Below are 16,708 nucleotides of genomic sequence, written 5' to 3' on the forward strand. Positions count from 1 at the left end.
GGCCGGATGGCCTTACTTTTCGGCCTCAAGATCGTAGAACTTGCCGATCAGCTCGTCATACATGCCGTCGCCCATCGGGTGTTCGGCCATCAGGCCGCGCATCCGCTCCCACGTCTTTTCACGCGCGGCGGCCAGGTAATTCGTGAAAAAGGCGTTATACACGGCGTTGCCGCGCAGTTTCAGCCCCTCACGGGCATCGTCACACTGGGCGACGCGCTGGCTGCCGGCGAAAAGATGGGCCGCATCCGCCGCGCCTAGGATTATTGACCCCCGGCACCCGAAAAACAACAGGGCCCCGCCCTGAGCGGCGAGGCCCTGTTTCGCATTGTTCGACCTGCGTCAGAAGTTCAGCGACAGGTCGCGGTGATCCGACTGGCAGCGCGCCAGGTACAGGGCCTGTTCGCGCGTAAGGCTGTCTTGCACGCGCACGCCCAGCGACCCGCGAATGGCTGCCACATAGGCCGACAGCGGCTCTTGCAACTGCGCCGCAGCAGCGGCGCGCCATTCCTGTTGTGCCGCGTAGGCCTGCACCGCGTCTTGGTGGTCGGCCAATGCCTCTTCACGCTCATCATCGCCCAGCGCCCGGCGCGCGCTTGACAGTGACCGCTTGATGTCGCGGGTGCCAGCAACCTCGTCCACGCGATCCTCGAAGACGTCGATGATCTCTTCACCCTCTTCGGGATCGGCGGTTTCGATTACCTCGCGCAAGCTCTCCAGTTCGGCCTGCAACGCATCGAAGCCCGCGTTCGATTCAAGCACCGCGAGAACCGCGGCGGCATCCTCATACGCATCATCGGCGTTCCTGCGATACGTGTTACGCGCTTTCAGCTCGGCGTTGATCAGGTCACTGAAAGCTGCGTAATCATCCCCCCAGCTTTCGGGAATGGTGGCGCGCAGCGCCTCGATCTCGGCCAGATCGCTGTCCAATAGCGCCTGAAGCTCGGCCTTGCGGGCGTCCATGGCGGGGTCGCGCATGCGTTGTATCATGGTCTTCAGCTCTTCGGCTTCTTCCTCAAGACCGCGAATTTCACGCTCGATCCGGCGGACATTGGCGAGCTTTGGGCGGAACTCGCCCGCAGCCGCGCGCACGGCGGCATAGGTCGTGTCGATCTCGGCCAGGCTGGTCAGCGCCGTGTCGGCGCTTTCCAGCGCGTCGCCCAGGTCATCGGCCAGATCGTCCGGCAACACTGCAAGTTGCTGTGCGCGCATCCGCTCCAGCGCGCCCCGTTCGGCCCCATCTGCCACCTGTTCGGCGGAATAGGCGTCAAGACAATACTGGAACCGCGGGTTTCGCGGTGGCGGCGCGGAATCCGACAAAAGGCTGACCCGGTTGGGCAGGTAGTTCACAAGTTGCGGTGACGCACCGACGATGCCAAGCGCAAGCAACTGCAAGGCGATGAACGGAATTACCCCCTTGTATATCTGCAACGTCCGCACCGAAGCCGGCGCCACCCCACGCAAGTAGAACAACGCAAAGCCGAATGGTGGCGTCAGGAAACTGGTCTGGATGTTCAGGCCGATCATCACGCCCAGCCAGACGGCGGTAATATTGGCCGACGGGTCGGCCAGCAGGATCGGCGCCACAATCGGCACCACGACCACCGCGATCTCGATGAAGTCCAGGAAGAAGCCCAGAACGAAGATCACGGTCATCACGATAACGAATTTCATCCAGAACCCACCGGGCAGAGAGTTCAGGAACTCGCGCACCAGCTCTTCGCCGCCAAAGGCCCGGAACGCCGCCGTCAGCATCGCGGCCCCGAGCAGGATGATGAACACCAGCGACGTGGTCTTTGCCGTTTCCAACATCACGCCCTGCAGGGTGTTATCGATGCGCAGCGTGCGCGCGCCACTCCACAAAAGAGAGGCCACCAAGATCGCCGCACCCACGGCGCCGATGGTAATTCCTGTGAAATCCTCGGGCGTGTTGGCCGCTTTAATGTTCATTTCGTAGTTGGACAGCGCAAAGACAATCACCGCGATACCGGCAATGGCCATCAACGCGGGCATGTATTTGCCCCTGTCATTGTCATACAATCGGTACCCCGCCATCACCAGCGCCCCGGCGGCACCCACGGCACCCGCCTGGTTCACGGTGGCAATGCCCGCGATGATCGAACCCAGCACCAGAAAGATAAGGGCCAGCGGTGGAATCAGCGTCAGCGCCACGGTGGCCCAGAAACGCCGGTCATACTTGCCCTCGTAGGACACGGCCGGGGCCGACTTGGGGCGGATGATGGCGAAAACGAGGATGTAGAGCATGTAAAGCCCCACCAGCACCATTCCCGGCACGAAGGCCCCAAGGAACATTTCGCCCGCGCTTGTCGAACTCACGTCGAATTCCGAGGGCATCGAAATTTCGCCCGTTGCCGCCTTGTGCAACGCCTTGCGTGCCGTCGAGGCCTGGTCGGTGGCCGAGGCCAACTGGTCAGCGAGGATGATCAGCACGATCGAGGGCGGGATGATCTGCCCCAACGTCCCCGAAGCCGAGATCGTGCCCGTTGCCAAGGGCGCAGAATAGTTGCTTCGCAGCATCGCGGGCAGCGAGATAAGGCCCATCGCCACCACCGTTGCGCCGACGATGCCGGTCGTGGCGGCCAGCAGCGCGCCCACGAAAACCACGGAAATGCCCAGCCCGCCCGGCACCGGGCCGAAGAGCTGCGCCATGGTAACCAGCAGGTCTTCGGCGATTTTCGACCGCTGCAACATCAGGCCCATGAAGATGAACAGCGGAATGGCGATCAGCGTATCTCGCTCGACCTCCCAATAGACGCCTCGAAGGTTAAGAACCCCCGCAGACAGCCACTGTGACGGCCCACCGGAATGGAAATAGGCATCGGCATTGCCGGCAAACAAGTAGCCCGCGCCGGCCGCCAGCCCGATCGAAATGATCGCAGCCCCCGGCAAGGCAAACGCCACCGGATAGCCCGAACCCAGCGCCGTCGCCATGAGAAGAACCAGGATGAGTAGGAAAAAAAGTTCCATATGCGCTGCCCCTTACGTGGTCACGGCGTTGTGGTCGCGATGGCCGGGCTCATCCCGGTAATCGGCCACGGCCTCAAGCAGGTAGCTGACAAACTGGATCAGCATGGTGACGGCAAAAATTCCAAGAAACGCCGCCATCTGGTATTTCACGAACATGCCCGTGCCGCCGGTTTGCGTGACTTCGAAATTCGTGATCGGGCTGTTGATGATCGACTGCCTGCCGTTCAACCCGACTGCCAGGATCACCCATGCGGTCGACATGCCAAGCAGGATCGAACCCGCCGCGTTCACAAATCCCTTTGTCGTGCGTCCGAAGCCCGCATACAGAACATCGACCCGCACATGCCCCTCGTCGAACAGCGTGTAGGCCGAGGCGAACAGGAACAGCGCCGCGTACCAATAACGCACCAGGTCGCCCATCAGGGCCTGTTCATAGGAAAAAACGAAGCGCGAGATCACGATCAGCAATTCGGCCATCACGATCAACAGCGCCAGCCATTGGAACCCCAGCGTGCGGGTAAACAGGCCGATAACAAAGCCTGCAACGATCAGCGGCACGTGAATGTTTGGTCCCACCTGGCGCGCTCGGGCAAAAAAGCGTGCCGCTTCTTCATCCATGAAATACAAGAACAGCTGTTCCACCCGCATGAATGCGATGGTCGCATCGACGATGCCCACCAACAACACGGCCCAGAATACGCTTCGGATCAGGTAACAGTTGAAGCTGTGGATGCGGCGGGCATCCCATCGCAGGGCCTGGTAGGGCGTGCGCAGCACGTAGATCGCAGCAAGTGCGACAGCCGCCACGAAAACACCCGCATGCACCCAGCCTGCGGGCCCCGCCGCGCCCGAAAGAAAGGCGCTCGTGCCGGGAAATCCATATGCCACCACGAGTATGTTGTTGATCAAGAAGGCCGCCAGAACACCCAGCATCCCCCATCCGAAGATTCGAATGGCAAGAGCGGGTTCTCCTGTGCGGGCAATGTCCGTCGGATCGCTGACGCTGGTCATTGTCTCACCTGTTGCAATCGGCAGGTCGCCGCCGAGAACAGCCACGCCGACCGAATGATTGTTTTTTTATAGGTAGCCAAAAGAGCGGGGCCGCAGCCCCGCCCTTGATATTCCATAGCTCGAAAGCGGACTCAGCCGATGCCAAGCACCCGGTTGCGCTGGTTCACGAAAGTGCCCTCGAACAGCGCCATGGCGTTGCCGATCTCTCTGAGGTTGGCTTGGAAAGCATCGTCGATTTCAGCCGCCAGGGCCGAGTGGTCGCGCACCTCGGCAAAAACTTCTGCAGCGGCTTCTCCGAAACCGTCCCAGACGTCTTCGTTGAAGTTACGGACTTCGACACCCTGTTCGTCGATCAGACGTTGCAGGTATTCGCCGTTCAGCGCGGCAGCTTCGTCGAAAGAGTTGGCGTGCTCTTCGTTGCATGCGGCAACCAGGACGTCTTTTTCCCAATCCGAAAGTTCGCCCCACCAACTCGCGTTCATGCCGAAGGCCAGTCCACCACCGGGCTCGTGCATGCCGCCGGTGTAGTAGTATTCGGCCGCTTCGTAGAACTTCATGAAGTAATCATTGTAGGGGCCGACCCACTCGGTCGCGTCGATCGAGCCGGAAACAAGGTTTTCATAGATCTGGCCACCCGGCAGCGATACGGTCGATGCGCCCATCTTGGACATCACGTTACCGCCCAGGCCCGGGATGCGCATCTTGAGCCCTTTGAAATCATCAGGGCTTTCGATTTCCTTGTTGAACCAGCCACCCGCCTGCGTACCGGTCGCGCCACATGGCAGCGACTTGAGGCCGAAATCACCTGCCAGCTTGTCCCACAGCGCCTGCCCGCCCTTATACTTGATCCAGGCGTTCCATTCGGTCGTGGTCATACCGAATGGCACCGAGGTGAAGTATGCAAAGCTCGGATGCTTGCCGACCCAGTAATAATCGGCGCCGATATAGGCTTGGCTGTTGCCCGAGGCGACCTCGTCAAACACGTCGAACGCGCCCACACGCTCGCCGGCCGCAAAGTATTCCACGTTGAAACGGCCTTCTGAGATTTCGCCGATGCGCTGCGCCAGGCGCTGCGCCGAGGTGCCAAGGCCGGGGAAATCGCGTGGCCAGGTCGACACGATCGTCAACTGGCGGGCGCCTTGCGCAACAGCCGGGGCCGCCAGGGCAACCGACCCCGCACCAGCAAAGGCTGCCCCCTTAAGGAACTTACGTCTTTCCATCTTTTTTCCTCCCGTTAGACGGACGTCTTTATTTTTTATAATGCCCGGGTTTTTAGGACACCTCGCCGCTGTTGGCACGGCTTTGGAAATGGGCGCCCCCTCCCGGGTCATCGTCAGGAAAACGTATCAGGATCGAGACACGGGTAAAGAAAAAGCTGCACCGAAACCCGAAATGACCGCATTTTCAGGGTGGGAAGCAAACGAGCCAGCTATTCAAACAGACGAAAAAATAGGCACTTGCGCGTTGATGCGACAAATTATTGCGCTTTCCCGCATCCCTACCTGCCTGAACATCCCGTGATTGAAAAAAGTTTTTGCGCCGCAACGGCAGCCCAACGGTGGAAACGCATTCTTATTGCGAATCGATCTCAAATACATTGACCTTGCGAATGACTTGCACTATCAATTTCTTTACACGCTTTCCTCACAACATCGCAGCCCGACGGGAACACTTTGCATGATCGTAACGAAAAGAGCGTTTCTGGCCGGTGGCGCGGCCTTTGTCACGACGCTGGCGGCGGGTCGCGCCACCACGCAAGAACGGCTGACCGTTGTGGCGACGACAGGCATGATCGCCGACGCGGCGCGGCAGGTTGGCGGTGAGTTGATCGAGGTGCGCGGATTGATGGGCCCCGGCGTCGATCCGCACGCCTATCGCCAGACCCGCACCGATATCGTGGCAATGGCCAATTCCGACCTGGTGCTGTGGAACGGCCTATACCTCGAAGCGCAGATGGAAGAATTCTTGCTGGAACTCGGCCAGGACCGCCCCGTTGTCGCCGTTGCCGAAGCCATGCCGGACAACCTTTTGATCGGATCCGACGATTATGAAGGGCGCCACGACCCGCATATCTGGATGGATCCAAACCTCTGGTCGCGCGTTGTCATCACCATCCGCGACGCCCTGATCGCGGCGTATCCCGCGGGCACCGAAAACTTCATCGCCAATGCAGATGCCTACCTGACCCAACTGCAAGAGTTGGCGCGTTATACGTCTAAGGTGCTGACCTCGATTCCCCCCGAACGTCGCATCCTTCTGACCTCGCATGATGCATTCAGCTATTTCGGAAATGCCTACGGTTTTGAGGTGGTTGGCATCCAGGGCATATCGACTGAATCTGAGGCCGGTTTGCAGCGCATCGCAGAACTTGTCGATTTCCTTGTCACGCGCGATATCGGGGCGGTCTTTGTCGAAACATCGGTGTCCGACCGCAATATTCGTGCCCTGATCGAAGGGGCACAGGCCAGGGGCCACGAGGTTGTTATAGGTGGCGCGCTTTACTCTGACGCGATGGGCCAGCCCGACACCTACGAGGGAACCTATGTTGGCATGATCGACGCGAACGCCACGACGGTCGCCCGCGCCCTGGGCGGCACCGCGCCCGACACAGGCATGCAGGGGTTGTTGAATTGAACCGGCCCGCCACCCCGCTATCAAGCCAGCCAACCCTCGCCAGCCGCGACGGACGGCCCTACGCGCAAGTTGAAACCGTGCCGGCACACGCGCCGCTGGCGATCCGGGGCGTGACCGTGTCCTACGGGGAAAAACCGGCCGTGTTCTCGGTCGATGCAACCTTTCCGGCCCAATCCATGTCGGCCATCATCGGCCCGAACGGCGCCGGCAAATCCACGCTTCTCAAGGCCGCGCTTGGCGTGATCCCGCGCCTCTCGGGCGAGGTGTATGTTTACGGTCAGCCCGTTGCAAAGGCACGCGCGCGTATCGCCTACGTCCCGCAACGCGCCAGCGTCGACTGGGATTTCCCAACGACGGTCATGGATGTCGTCCAGATGGGCCTGTATCGCAAGGTTGGCCTGCTGGGGCGTCTGGGCGGGCAGATGAAGGCCCACGCGCAAGACTGCCTTGAACGTGTTGGCATGGCGGATTGCGCCAAGCGCCAGATCGGGCAGCTTTCGGGCGGTCAACAGCAACGTGTTTTCCTGGCACGCGCCTTGGCGCAGGATGCCGATCTCTACTTGCTCGACGAACCATTCGCCGGCGTCGATGCCGCGACCGAACGCGCGATCATCGACGTGTTGAAACTGCTGAAATCCGAAGGCAAGGCCATCGTCGCGGTACATCACGACCTGTCGACGGTGCGCGACTATTTCGACCATGCCTTTCTGATCAACGTGCGCCGCATTGCAGAGGGCCCGGTCGACGACGCTTTCACCCCCGAGGTCTTGCAAGCCACCTATGGCGGGCGATTGGCCAGCACCCATCTCGATGAATTGTCCAGTCCGGGCACCCGGAGATGACCTCGTTTTTCGACGCAGTAACGCTCCAGGCGGGCTATAACGCGGCGCTTGTGGCGATAGGCGCCGGGCTTCTGGGGTTTGCGGCCGGCGCGTCGGGCACGTTCCTGTTCCTGCGAAAACGGGCCCTTGTTTCGGATGCGGTCGCACATGCCACGTTGCCGGGTGTGGGCCTGGCCTTTATCATGATGGTGGCGCTTGGCGGCGACGGGCGCAACCTTTTGGGCCTGCTTGCCGGGTCGGCCGCGACCGCCTGGCTTGGGCTTTTGATGATTGAATGGATCACTCGACGCACGCGGCTGGCCGAAGATGCGGCCATCGGCGCGGTTCTGGGTGTCTTCTTCGGCGTCGGTATCGTGCTGCTTACCGTCGTGCAAACCATGAGCGCGGGGCGACAGGCGGGGTTGGAAAGCTTTCTTCTGGGCGCAACTGCCGGGATGCTGCGTGAAGACGTTATTGTAATCGCCATTGGCGGCGCGCTTGCAGTGTTTGCCACTTGGCTGATGCGCAGACCGTTGACGCTGGTGTCATTTGACAGCGAATATGCTGCCGCCCTGGGCTATGATGTGCGGCGGATCGACCTGATCATGATGGGGCTTGTAATGGCCGTCACCGTGATCGGGCTGAAGCTGGTTGGCCTGATCCTTATCGTGGCCTTGCTTATCATCCCGGCGGTGACCGCCCGTTTCTGGACCGAACGATCAACCCATGTGATATGGATCGCCGGCGCCCTGGGCGGTACGGCGGGCTATATCGGGGCGGCGATGTCGGCGACTGCACCGGCCTTGCCGACCGGGCCCATCATCGTTTTGGCTTCGGCCGCACTTTTCGTGATCTCGCTGTTTTTCGCACCGAGGCGCGGGGTTCTGGCCGCGATCCTGCGCCACCGTCGGTTCCAGGCACGTGTGCACCGGCGGCAGGGGCTTTTGGCACTGGCGGCCCGCCACCCCATACACGAAGCCTTCACGCTGCGGCTGCTGCAGAGCGAGGGGCTTGTCCGCCGCGATGGCGTGCCGACCCCGGCCGGGCTTGCGCAGGCAGTCAAGGTTGCGCGCGACGAGAGCCGTTGGAAAATCGCACGCGAAATCCATCAAGACGCCGGCCTGACCGGGCGCTATGACGGGCTTACCCCTATCGAAGAGGTGTTCACCCCCGACGAGATCGCGGAATTCGATCATCGCCTGGGGCCGCCCCGTGCCGTTGAGGCCAAATGATGGGGGCCGAGTTTGTCCAGTTTTCGCTGACTCCGATCCTGATCGGGGTATTCTCGGCCATCGCCTGCGCCCTGCCCGGCAACTTTCTGATCCTGCGGCGGCAGGCGCTGATCGGCGATGCGATCAGCCACGTCGTGCTGCCGGGCATCGTGGTGGCGTTCCTGCTGACCGGGGTCGTCGCCGCGATCCCGATGCTGTCGGGCGCGGCCGGCGCGGCCATTGTCGCTGTGGTCCTGATCGAGACGGTCAAACGCCTTGGCAAGATCGAACCGGGCGCCGCTATGGGCGTGGTATTCACGACGATGTTCGCCGCGGGCGTGCTCATCCTTGAGCAGACAGATACAAGCCAGGTCCATCTCGACGTGGAACATGCGCTGATGGGCAACCTGGAGTCGCTAATCTGGTTCCGGGCCGAGGGCTGGCACTCGCTGGTCGACCCGGTGGCGCTGGCGGGCTTGCCGGACGAGTTGTTTCGCATCGCGGCGGTTTGCGCGCTGATCGCCTTGCTGACTGGCGTGTTCTGGCGCTGGCTCAAGGTCGCGACTTTCGACGAAGCCTTTGCGCGGGCCGTGGGCATTCCTGCCGCTGCCGTCGGAATCGGACTGGTGGTGTGCGCAGCTCTTGCCGCGGTCGCCGCCTTTGATGCAGTGGGGTCGATCATCGTGATCGCGATGTTCATATGCCCGCCCGCCGCAGCGCGCCTCATGACGAACCGCCTGGAATCGCAACTGTGGTGGTCGGTTGCCTTTGCAACGCTTTCCGCCGTCCTGGGCTACGTTCTGGCGGGATACGGCCCGCTATGGTTCGGCGCACGAAACGCGGTCAGCGCCGCCGGCATGATCGCCACGGTTTCGGGCTTGATCCTCGGGCTTGCGTGTCTCTACGGCCCACACCGCAACCGTATCGGCGCGAACCGGCACGGGACGCCCTGACCCGGGCCTGAAAAGGTCAGCCGCTGAACTGGCGTTTATGGTTGAAGCAGCGCGCGCCCGGCCCAAGTTAGACAAAGCAAGATTCCAACACGCCGAAAGGAGCCGCCCGGATGCAACTGAACGCCAATTTCAAGCAGCGTGCGCTTGTGCGTTTCGATCAGGGCGACTGGGTCGCCTCGCCCATGCCCGGTGTCCGTCGCCGGATGCTGGACCGGATCGGCGACGAGGTCGCCCGTGCCACCAGCATCGTGCGTTTTGATCCTGGCAGCGCCTTTTCCCCCCACACCCATGACGGTGGCGAGGAATACCTGGTGCTCGACGGCACGTTCCAGGACGAAGACGGGGATTTCCCTACCGGCTACTACGTGCGCAACCCGCCGACATCGTCGCACACACCGGCTGCCCGCGACGGGGCAACGATACTGGTAAAGCTGCACCAGTTCGACCCCGAAGATCGCAGGCAGGTCCAACTCGATACCGCCGCAGCAACATGGGCAAAGACCGCACCCGGAGTGGATGGACTGCTGCTACACGAGGACGCCCGCGAACGCGTGTCGATGGAACGCTGGGGCCCCGGCTCAGCGCACCAACTGGATGCCTCGGGCGGGCTTGAGGTCTTCGTGATCTCGGGGTCGCTGTCGGATGATACCGACACCCTTGGCGCCTGGGATTGGCTGCGCCTGCCGATGGGCACGACATTTAATGCCACAGCTGGCCCCGAGGGTGCGCATATCTGGATCAAGACAGGGCATCTGCGCCACGTTGCCAAGACGGCCCCGTGAAACCCGAGACCCAGATTTGCGTCATCGGCGCGGGGCTGTCGGGCCTAGCACTGGCCAACACCTTGTTGGCCGAGGGGCGCGACGTGACCGTGCTGGAGGCCCGCGACCGGCCCGGTGGACGGGTGTTTTCGCCCCAAGGCCATGATCTGGGGCCGTCCTGGATCTGGCCGCATAACCGCCGGATGCAGGCCTTGCTGGACAAGCTGGGCCTGCATCGCTTTCCACAATACGCTACCGGGCGGCTGGTCTTCGAAGATGCCAAGGGCGCGATCCGGCGGGATCTGGACCTTGCCACCATGGGCGGCGCGTGGCGTGTCGCGGGCGGGTTGGCCGGCGTTGCCGAAGTTTTGGCCACACGTCTGGGCAACAAGCTGCGCCTTTCATGCCCCGTGCACAGCATCGCGCAAGACGCTGGCGGCGTAGACATCACAACGGATGATGGCCCCCTGCGCGCCGCGCACGCAGTGCTGGCCCTGCCGCCACGCCTGGCTTCAGGGCTGGGCGTTTCCGTGCCTGACGTTCCCACGTGGATGGCGGGGCACACCAAGCTGGTGGCAACATACTCAACGCCCTTCTGGCGAGATCAGGGGTTGAACGGCGACGCGATTTCGCATCGCGGGCCGCTGGCCGAAATACACGACGCCTCTCCCGCCGATGCGGCCGAGGGGGCGCTTTTCGGTTTTGCCCATCCCGGCGCCGCGCGCGAACCGGGGTTTCAAGACGCGAGCCTTGCGCAGTTGGCGCGCCTGTTCGGTGCGGACGCCGCGGCACCCGGTGCCGTGTTCTTCAAGGATTGGAGCGCCGATCCCGCCACCGCCTCCCCTGCCGACCGAACACCGCCCACCGGGCATCCGGCCTATCTTCCCCTGCCACCGGACGGGCGCCTGATCTTTGCCGGAACCGAGGCCGCCCCCGAGGATGGCGGCTTCCTGGAAGGGGCGCTGGCCGCCGCCGAGGCCGCGCATGCCCATATTGCCGCTATCGTGAACTGACCTGGGGAATTGCCTGGCCGATTCCCGGTTTCCTCAGGGGGCGGTTGCCGGCTTTTCCGACGCCGCGTGGTAGTCGCTAAGGCGGGTGACCTCTTCGGCCGAACCAAGGATGACCGGCACGCGCTGATGGTGGTTTTCGGGCATCACATCAAGGATGCGGGTCCGCCCCACGGTCGCGCGACCACCGGCCTGTTCTACCAGAAAGGCCATCGGGTTGGCCTCGTATAGCAGGCGCAGCTTACCGCCTGCCGCGCGGTTCCCTTCGTCGGCGGGGTAAAGAAACACCCCGCCACGGATCAGGATGCGGTGCACATCGGCCACCATCGAGGCGGTCCAGCGCATGTTGAAATCGCGTCCACGAGGCCCGGTTTCACCGGCAAGGCATTCCTCGACATAGCGCCGCACGGGTTGGTCCCACAGCCGATGACGCGATGTATTGATGGCAAATTCGGCCGTTTTCTCGGGAATGGACATACCCGGATGGGTCAGTCGGAAATCGCCGGTCCCGTATTCGCAGGAAAATCCGAACACGCCGTCCCCCACCGACAACACCAGCATCATGGTCGGGCCATAAATCGCGTAGCCTGCGCAGCGTTGCGTATGGCCTGGCTTGAGAATGTCACGTTCGCCAGGTGCCGCCACCGTGCAGACCGAGAATATCGACCCGACCGACAGGTTCACGTCGATATTCGACGAGCCATCCAGCGGATCAAAGAAAAGCAGGTAATCCCCGGCTTCCGGCTGTTTCAGCCAGACCGCGTCTTCCTGTTCCTCGCTGACGAGCGCCGCCAATCGACGCGAGTTTCCGCATATGCGGGCAAAGGTTTCATCGGCGATGACATCGAGCTTTTTCTGGTCTTCGCCCTGAACATTCGTTTCCCCCGCCAGGCCGTGATTGCCCTCGAAGGCGGCATTTCGCAGCCGGTTGCCGATGACGCGGCAGGCCGATGCAATATCTTCGATCAGGAAGATCAAGTCAGGATCAAGGCCATCCGGCGCGGCGTGATGGGTCAGGAAATTTCTCAATGTAATCGCTTGGGTCATGGCTCAGAACCTCATGGTGGCATCGACCGCGCGTTGCCACGCGGCATATTTGGCAGAACGGGTGGCGTCATCCATCGCGGGCAAAAAGCTGCGGTCCAGCGCCCATCGGTCGGCAAACTCCGCCTGCGCAGGGTACACACCGGCGCGGTGCCCCGCCAGCCAGGCCGCGCCCAGGGCCGTTGTCTCAAGCACCTTGGGCCGATCGACGCGCGCACCGATGATGTCCGAAAGGAACTGCATCGCGAAGCCGGATGCACTCATGCCGCCGTCGACCCTGAGCGTCGCCTCTGGGGTATCGCGCAGGCCAGCATCATCTGCGCCGGCCATGTCAGCCTGCATCGCGGCCAGCAAATCGCGGGTCTGGAAGCCGACGCTTTCCAACGCGGCACGGGCAAATTCCTCTGGCCCCGAGTTGCGGGTCAGGCCAAAGATCGCGCCACGGCACTCGGCGTTCCAATAGGGCGCTCCCAGCCCCGTGAATGCCGGAACAAGAACCACGTTCTGCGTCGGGTCTGCCCGTTCCGCCAGGGGCTGCGTCTCTTGGGCGTCGCGAATGATCCTGAGCCCGTCGCGCAGCCATTGCACCACGGCCCCCGCGATGAAGATCGAGCCTTCCAGCGCATAGGTCGGCTTGCCCTCCAACTGGTAGGCGATGGTTGTCAGCAGCCGGTTTTGAGAGCGCACCGGGGTGGCGCCCGTGTTGATCAACGCGAAACACCCCGTGCCATAGGTGGATTTCAGCATGCCCGGCGAAAAACACGCCTGGCCCACGGTGGCGGCCTGCTGATCACCGGCAATGCCAAGGATCGGTATCGGACGACCGAACAAGTCGGGACGGGTTTCGCCGAAGTCGGCGGCGCAGTCGCGTACCTCGGGCAGCAGGGACATCGGAATGCCCAGCCGGTCGCAGATGCTCTTTGACCACCGGCCCTTGCGAATGTCATACAGCATCGTGCGCGCGGCATTTGTGGCGTCGCTCACGTGTACCTTGCCGCCGGTCAGGTTCCAGACCAGCCAGCTATCGACCGTGCCAAAAGCCAGCTCTCCGGCCTCGGCCCGGGCACGCGCGCCTTCAATATTGTCAAGCAGCCAAGCCAGCTTCGTTCCGCTGAAATAAGGATCGAGCAGCAGCCCGGTGCGGCCGGTCACGGTTTCTTCGAACCCTTCGGCCTTGAGCGTCTGGCACAGGGGCGAGCTGCGCCGATCCTGCCAGACGATGGCATTGTAAATGGGCTTGCCGGTCTTGCGGTCCCAGACCACCGTGGTTTCACGCTGGTTGGTGATGCCGATTGCCGCAATTTGCGCACCGCCGGATTTTTCGAGTGCCGAACGGCAGGTGGCTGCCGTGGTCGCCCACAGGTCGGCGGGGTCATGCTCGACCCAGCCACTTTGGGGGAAATGCTGGGCAAATTCTTCTTGCGCCGAGGCGACGACGGACATCGCAGTGTCGAAAATAATGGCCCGTGTCGATGTTGTTCCCTGATCAATGGCAAGAATATGCGTCATGATCGCCTCTCCTAAAATCGAACCACGGTGGCGCTCATTACGCGCTTATCGGCTACGAAAACACAAGACGGTCCGGGCCTTCCAGCGGCCACCCCGACCCAAGCCTTGCTGCCAGAACGTAACCGGATGGTCAAAGCCGATGTTGCGCCATCCAGTCATCCAGCGCGCGGACTTGGTCGGCGTTCAGCCGCAGGCCAAGTTTGTTGCGTCGCCAGATCACGTCTTCTGCCACGCGGGCATACTCGTTGGCCATCAGCCAGCCAACCTCGCTTTCGGTCAAGGTCGCGCCGAAATCCTGGCCCAGATCGCCGGAGGCTCTGGCATCGCCCAGGATGTTGCCACTTTCAGTGCCGTAGGCGCGGACAAGTCGCCTGGCCCAGCCTTCCGTCAGGAACGGGTACCGCGCCCGCAGATCGGAGATCAGGGACGGCACGCCATCCACCGGGAAATCGCCGCCCGGCAATGGCACGCCGGCGGTCCAGTTACCCTTGCCAAGCGACAGATGGGCGCCCACCTGTTCCATCGCGCTTTCGGCCAGGCGGCGATAGGTCGTGATCTTGCCACCGAAAATGTTCAGCAAAGGCGCGCCAGTGCTGGTATCAACCTTGAGTGTATAGTCACGGGTGGCTGCCGTGGCGCTGCTGGCCCCGTCATCATGAAGCGGGCGAACGCCGGAATACGTCCAGACAACATCGTCGACTGTCAGCTGTTGCTTGAAATACTGGTTGGCAAAGTTCAGCAGGTAATCGCGTTCTTCGGGCGTGCATTCGGGCTTTTGCGACGGGTCACCGTGTTCGGCATCTGTGGTGCCGATCAGCGTGAAATCGGTTTCATACGGAATGGCAAAGATGATGCGTCCATCCGTTCCCTGGAAGAAATAGCACTTGTCATGATCATACAGCCTGCGCGTCACGATATGGCTGCCACGTACCAGCCGAACGCCGTCACGCGAATTGAGCCGGATCCTGGCTTGAATGATGTCGCCCACCCAGGGGCCACCGGCATTGACCAGCATCCGCGCGTAAAAGGTTTTCGTCTGGTCGGTTTCGGTATTGCGCGTTTCCACGCGCCACAGCCCATTCTCGCATGATGCACTGACCACCTTGGTCCGGGTCATGATCTGCGCACCGCGCGCTTCGGCATCGCGGGCGTTCAGGATGACAAGCCGTGAATCCTCGACCCAGCAATCGGAATATTCATAGGCTTTGACAAAGCGATCCTGTAGAGGTGCGCCCTCCTCACTCCCTGCCAGATCAAGTGTTCTGGTTCCGGGCAATATCTTTCGTCCCCCAAGATGATCATACAGGAAAAGCCCCAGCCGGATCAGCCATGCCGGTCGGCGCCCCTTCATCCAAGGCATGAAAAGACCAAGCAGCTTTGAGGTCGGCGTGTCCGCCTCGAACCGCATATCCTGATGATAGGGAAGAACAAAGCGCATGGGCCAACTGATATGCGGCATGGCCTTCAAAAGGGTCTCGCGCTCGATCAGGGCCTCGCGGACCAGGCGAAACTCGAAATACTCGAGATACCGCAGCCCACCGTGAAACAGCTTGGTCGACGCCGAGGAGGTGGCAGACGCAAGATCATTCATTTCAGCAAGAGCAACTGACACTCCGCGGCCCGCCGCGTCCCGCGCTATGCCACACCCGTTGATACCCCCGCCGATAATGAAAAGGTCGACTGTCGCATCGTTTGCCGTACGTTCCATGCGGGCCCTCCCGAAGAGCGATGGCCGCTCCATGACGATTGGCGCAGCGTTTTGCAAGGCATACTTTCTTTTTTATTCGTTTCTGGTGATTTTCACGCGTGTTTGTGCGTTTTATTCGCATTGAACCACTAGAATTGCGCAAAACTCCGGCGCGGCGGGTGGTTCCGGGTTACTTTTTCGTTCGTTTTCGATAACTTCGCACGAGGCACAGACCCGTCGAAACAAAAACACGCAGCCATTCCAAAGGGGCGACCATGTCTCAAACGTTTCGCCACCCAGAAATACTCGAAATCGCGCGGCGTGAAGGCAAGGTAACCGTTGAAGGGCTCGCCGAGTATTTCGGCGTCACCCTTCAGACCATCCGGCGCGATCTTACCGACCTGGCCGAAAGCGGGCGGCTGGAGCGGGTGCATGGCGGGGCGGTCTTGTCCTCGGGGACCACCAACATAGGCTACAAAGAGCGCCGATCGCTGAAATCCGGGGCCAAGCGCGCAATCGCGCGCGCCTGTGCGGCGGAGATTCCCGGCAATATCTCGTTATTCCTGAATATCGGAACCTCGACCGAGGCGGTAGCGATGGAATTGCTGCAGCACGAGAACCTCATGGTGGTCACGAACAACATGAACGTTGCCAATATTCTTGCCGCGAACGCAGGCTGCGATGTCATCCTGACCGGCGGCCAGCTGCGCCGCGCGGATGGCGGGTTGGTTGGTACGCTGGCCACCGAGACCATCCGGCAGTTCAAGTTCGATCTGGCCGTGATCGGCTGCTCCGCGCTTGACGAAGATGGTGACCTGCTGGATTTCGACATTCAGGAAGTCGGCGTCAGCCGGGCAATCTTGCGCCAATCCCGCAAGACCTTCCTGGTCGCCGACCAAAGCAAGCTGACCCGAACGGCGCCCGCATGCATCGCGTCGCTTGCCAATATCGATACATTCTTTACCGACGAACCGCTGCCGCCAGATCTGGCAGCGGCCTGTCAGTCATGGGGAACGCGGGTCGTCGTCGCGCCCTGACGATCATGGAGACAGCCATTCAAGAATTATCGACAATCCGCGCTT

The 16,708-nt window shown here is 61.8% G+C and carries 15 protein-coding genes; 8 read left to right on the forward strand and 7 right to left on the reverse strand.

Annotated features, from left to right (window positions below; genetic code table 11):
- Positions 1-12: 12 nt before the first annotated feature.
- From M8744_RS15550 to M8744_RS15565, 4 genes are all read right to left on the reverse strand, one after another.
- A complete protein-coding gene (locus M8744_RS15550; protein ID WP_251419451.1) occupies positions 13-162 on the reverse strand; it encodes a hypothetical protein in 150 nt (49 codons plus the stop codon).
- A 177-nt stretch (positions 163-339) separates the two neighbouring features.
- On the reverse strand, positions 340-2,985 hold the full coding sequence (locus tag M8744_RS15555) for a TRAP transporter large permease subunit (protein ID WP_251419453.1): 2,646 nt from the start codon (positions 2,983-2,985) through the stop codon (positions 340-342).
- Between the two features lie 12 nt (positions 2,986-2,997).
- Positions 2,998-3,996 (reverse strand): TRAP transporter small permease subunit, encoded by a 999-nt coding sequence (locus tag M8744_RS15560; RefSeq protein ID WP_251419455.1) that lies wholly within the window; start codon positions 3,994-3,996, stop codon positions 2,998-3,000.
- Between the two features lie 131 nt (positions 3,997-4,127).
- Positions 4,128-5,216 (reverse strand): TRAP transporter substrate-binding protein, encoded by a 1,089-nt coding sequence (locus M8744_RS15565; RefSeq protein ID WP_251419457.1) that lies wholly within the window; start codon positions 5,214-5,216, stop codon positions 4,128-4,130.
- A 40-nt stretch (positions 5,217-5,256) separates the two neighbouring features.
- On the opposite strand from M8744_RS15565, the gene M8744_RS15570 reads away from it, so the two are divergent.
- The 7 genes from M8744_RS15570 to M8744_RS15600 all read left to right on the forward strand — a co-directional run bounded on the left by M8744_RS15570 (position 5,257) and on the right by M8744_RS15600 (position 11,389).
- Positions 5,257-5,517, forward strand: a complete 261-nt coding sequence (locus M8744_RS15570; RefSeq protein ID WP_251419459.1) for a hypothetical protein — start codon at positions 5,257-5,259, stop codon at positions 5,515-5,517.
- A 156-nt stretch (positions 5,518-5,673) separates the two neighbouring features.
- The gene (locus M8744_RS15575) at positions 5,674-6,630 is read left to right on the forward strand and encodes a metal ABC transporter solute-binding protein, Zn/Mn family (RefSeq protein ID WP_251419461.1); all 957 of its coding nucleotides are present in this window, start codon (positions 5,674-5,676) and stop codon (positions 6,628-6,630) included.
- Positions 6,627-7,472, forward strand: coding sequence for a metal ABC transporter ATP-binding protein (locus M8744_RS15580; protein ID WP_434481381.1), 846 nt, complete (start codon positions 6,627-6,629; stop codon positions 7,470-7,472). Before M8744_RS15575 ends, M8744_RS15580 begins: the two co-directional genes overlap by 4 nt.
- Positions 7,469-8,683 (forward strand): metal ABC transporter permease, encoded by a 1,215-nt coding sequence (locus tag M8744_RS15585; protein WP_251419464.1) that lies wholly within the window; start codon positions 7,469-7,471, stop codon positions 8,681-8,683. Before M8744_RS15580 ends, M8744_RS15585 begins: the two co-directional genes overlap by 4 nt.
- On the forward strand, positions 8,680-9,615 hold the full coding sequence (locus tag M8744_RS15590) for a metal ABC transporter permease (protein ID WP_251419466.1): 936 nt from the start codon (positions 8,680-8,682) through the stop codon (positions 9,613-9,615). Before M8744_RS15585 ends, M8744_RS15590 begins: the two co-directional genes overlap by 4 nt.
- A gap of 110 nt (positions 9,616-9,725) precedes the next feature.
- Entirely contained in the window at positions 9,726-10,397 is a 672-nt protein-coding gene (locus M8744_RS15595; protein WP_251419468.1) for a cupin domain-containing protein, read from the forward strand.
- Positions 10,394-11,389 (forward strand): flavin monoamine oxidase family protein, encoded by a 996-nt coding sequence (locus tag M8744_RS15600; protein WP_251419470.1) that lies wholly within the window; start codon positions 10,394-10,396, stop codon positions 11,387-11,389. The genes M8744_RS15595 and M8744_RS15600 overlap by 4 nt, the downstream gene beginning before the upstream one ends.
- A gap of 33 nt (positions 11,390-11,422) precedes the next feature.
- On the opposite strand, the gene M8744_RS15605 is transcribed toward M8744_RS15600, so the two are convergent.
- From M8744_RS15605 to glpD, 3 genes are all read right to left on the reverse strand, one after another.
- Positions 11,423-12,433, reverse strand: coding sequence for a class 1 fructose-bisphosphatase (locus M8744_RS15605; protein WP_251419471.1), 1,011 nt, complete (start codon positions 12,431-12,433; stop codon positions 11,423-11,425).
- A 3-nt stretch (positions 12,434-12,436) separates the two neighbouring features.
- A complete protein-coding gene (glpK, locus tag M8744_RS15610) occupies positions 12,437-13,939 on the reverse strand; it encodes a glycerol kinase GlpK (RefSeq protein WP_251419473.1) in 1,503 nt (500 codons plus the stop codon).
- 130 nt (positions 13,940-14,069) lie between these two features.
- A complete protein-coding gene (gene glpD, locus M8744_RS15615; protein WP_251419476.1) occupies positions 14,070-15,647 on the reverse strand; it encodes a glycerol-3-phosphate dehydrogenase in 1,578 nt (525 codons plus the stop codon).
- Positions 15,648-15,901: 254 nt separating this feature from the next.
- Here glpD and M8744_RS15620 point away from each other — a divergent pair, with 254 nt between their 5' ends.
- On the forward strand, positions 15,902-16,663 hold the full coding sequence (locus tag M8744_RS15620) for a DeoR/GlpR family DNA-binding transcription regulator (RefSeq protein ID WP_251419478.1): 762 nt from the start codon (positions 15,902-15,904) through the stop codon (positions 16,661-16,663).
- Positions 16,664-16,708 lie beyond the last annotated feature (45 nt).

This window comes from Lutimaribacter degradans (genome assembly GCF_023703375.1).
GTDB lineage: Bacteria > Pseudomonadota > Alphaproteobacteria > Rhodobacterales > Rhodobacteraceae > Lutimaribacter > Lutimaribacter degradans.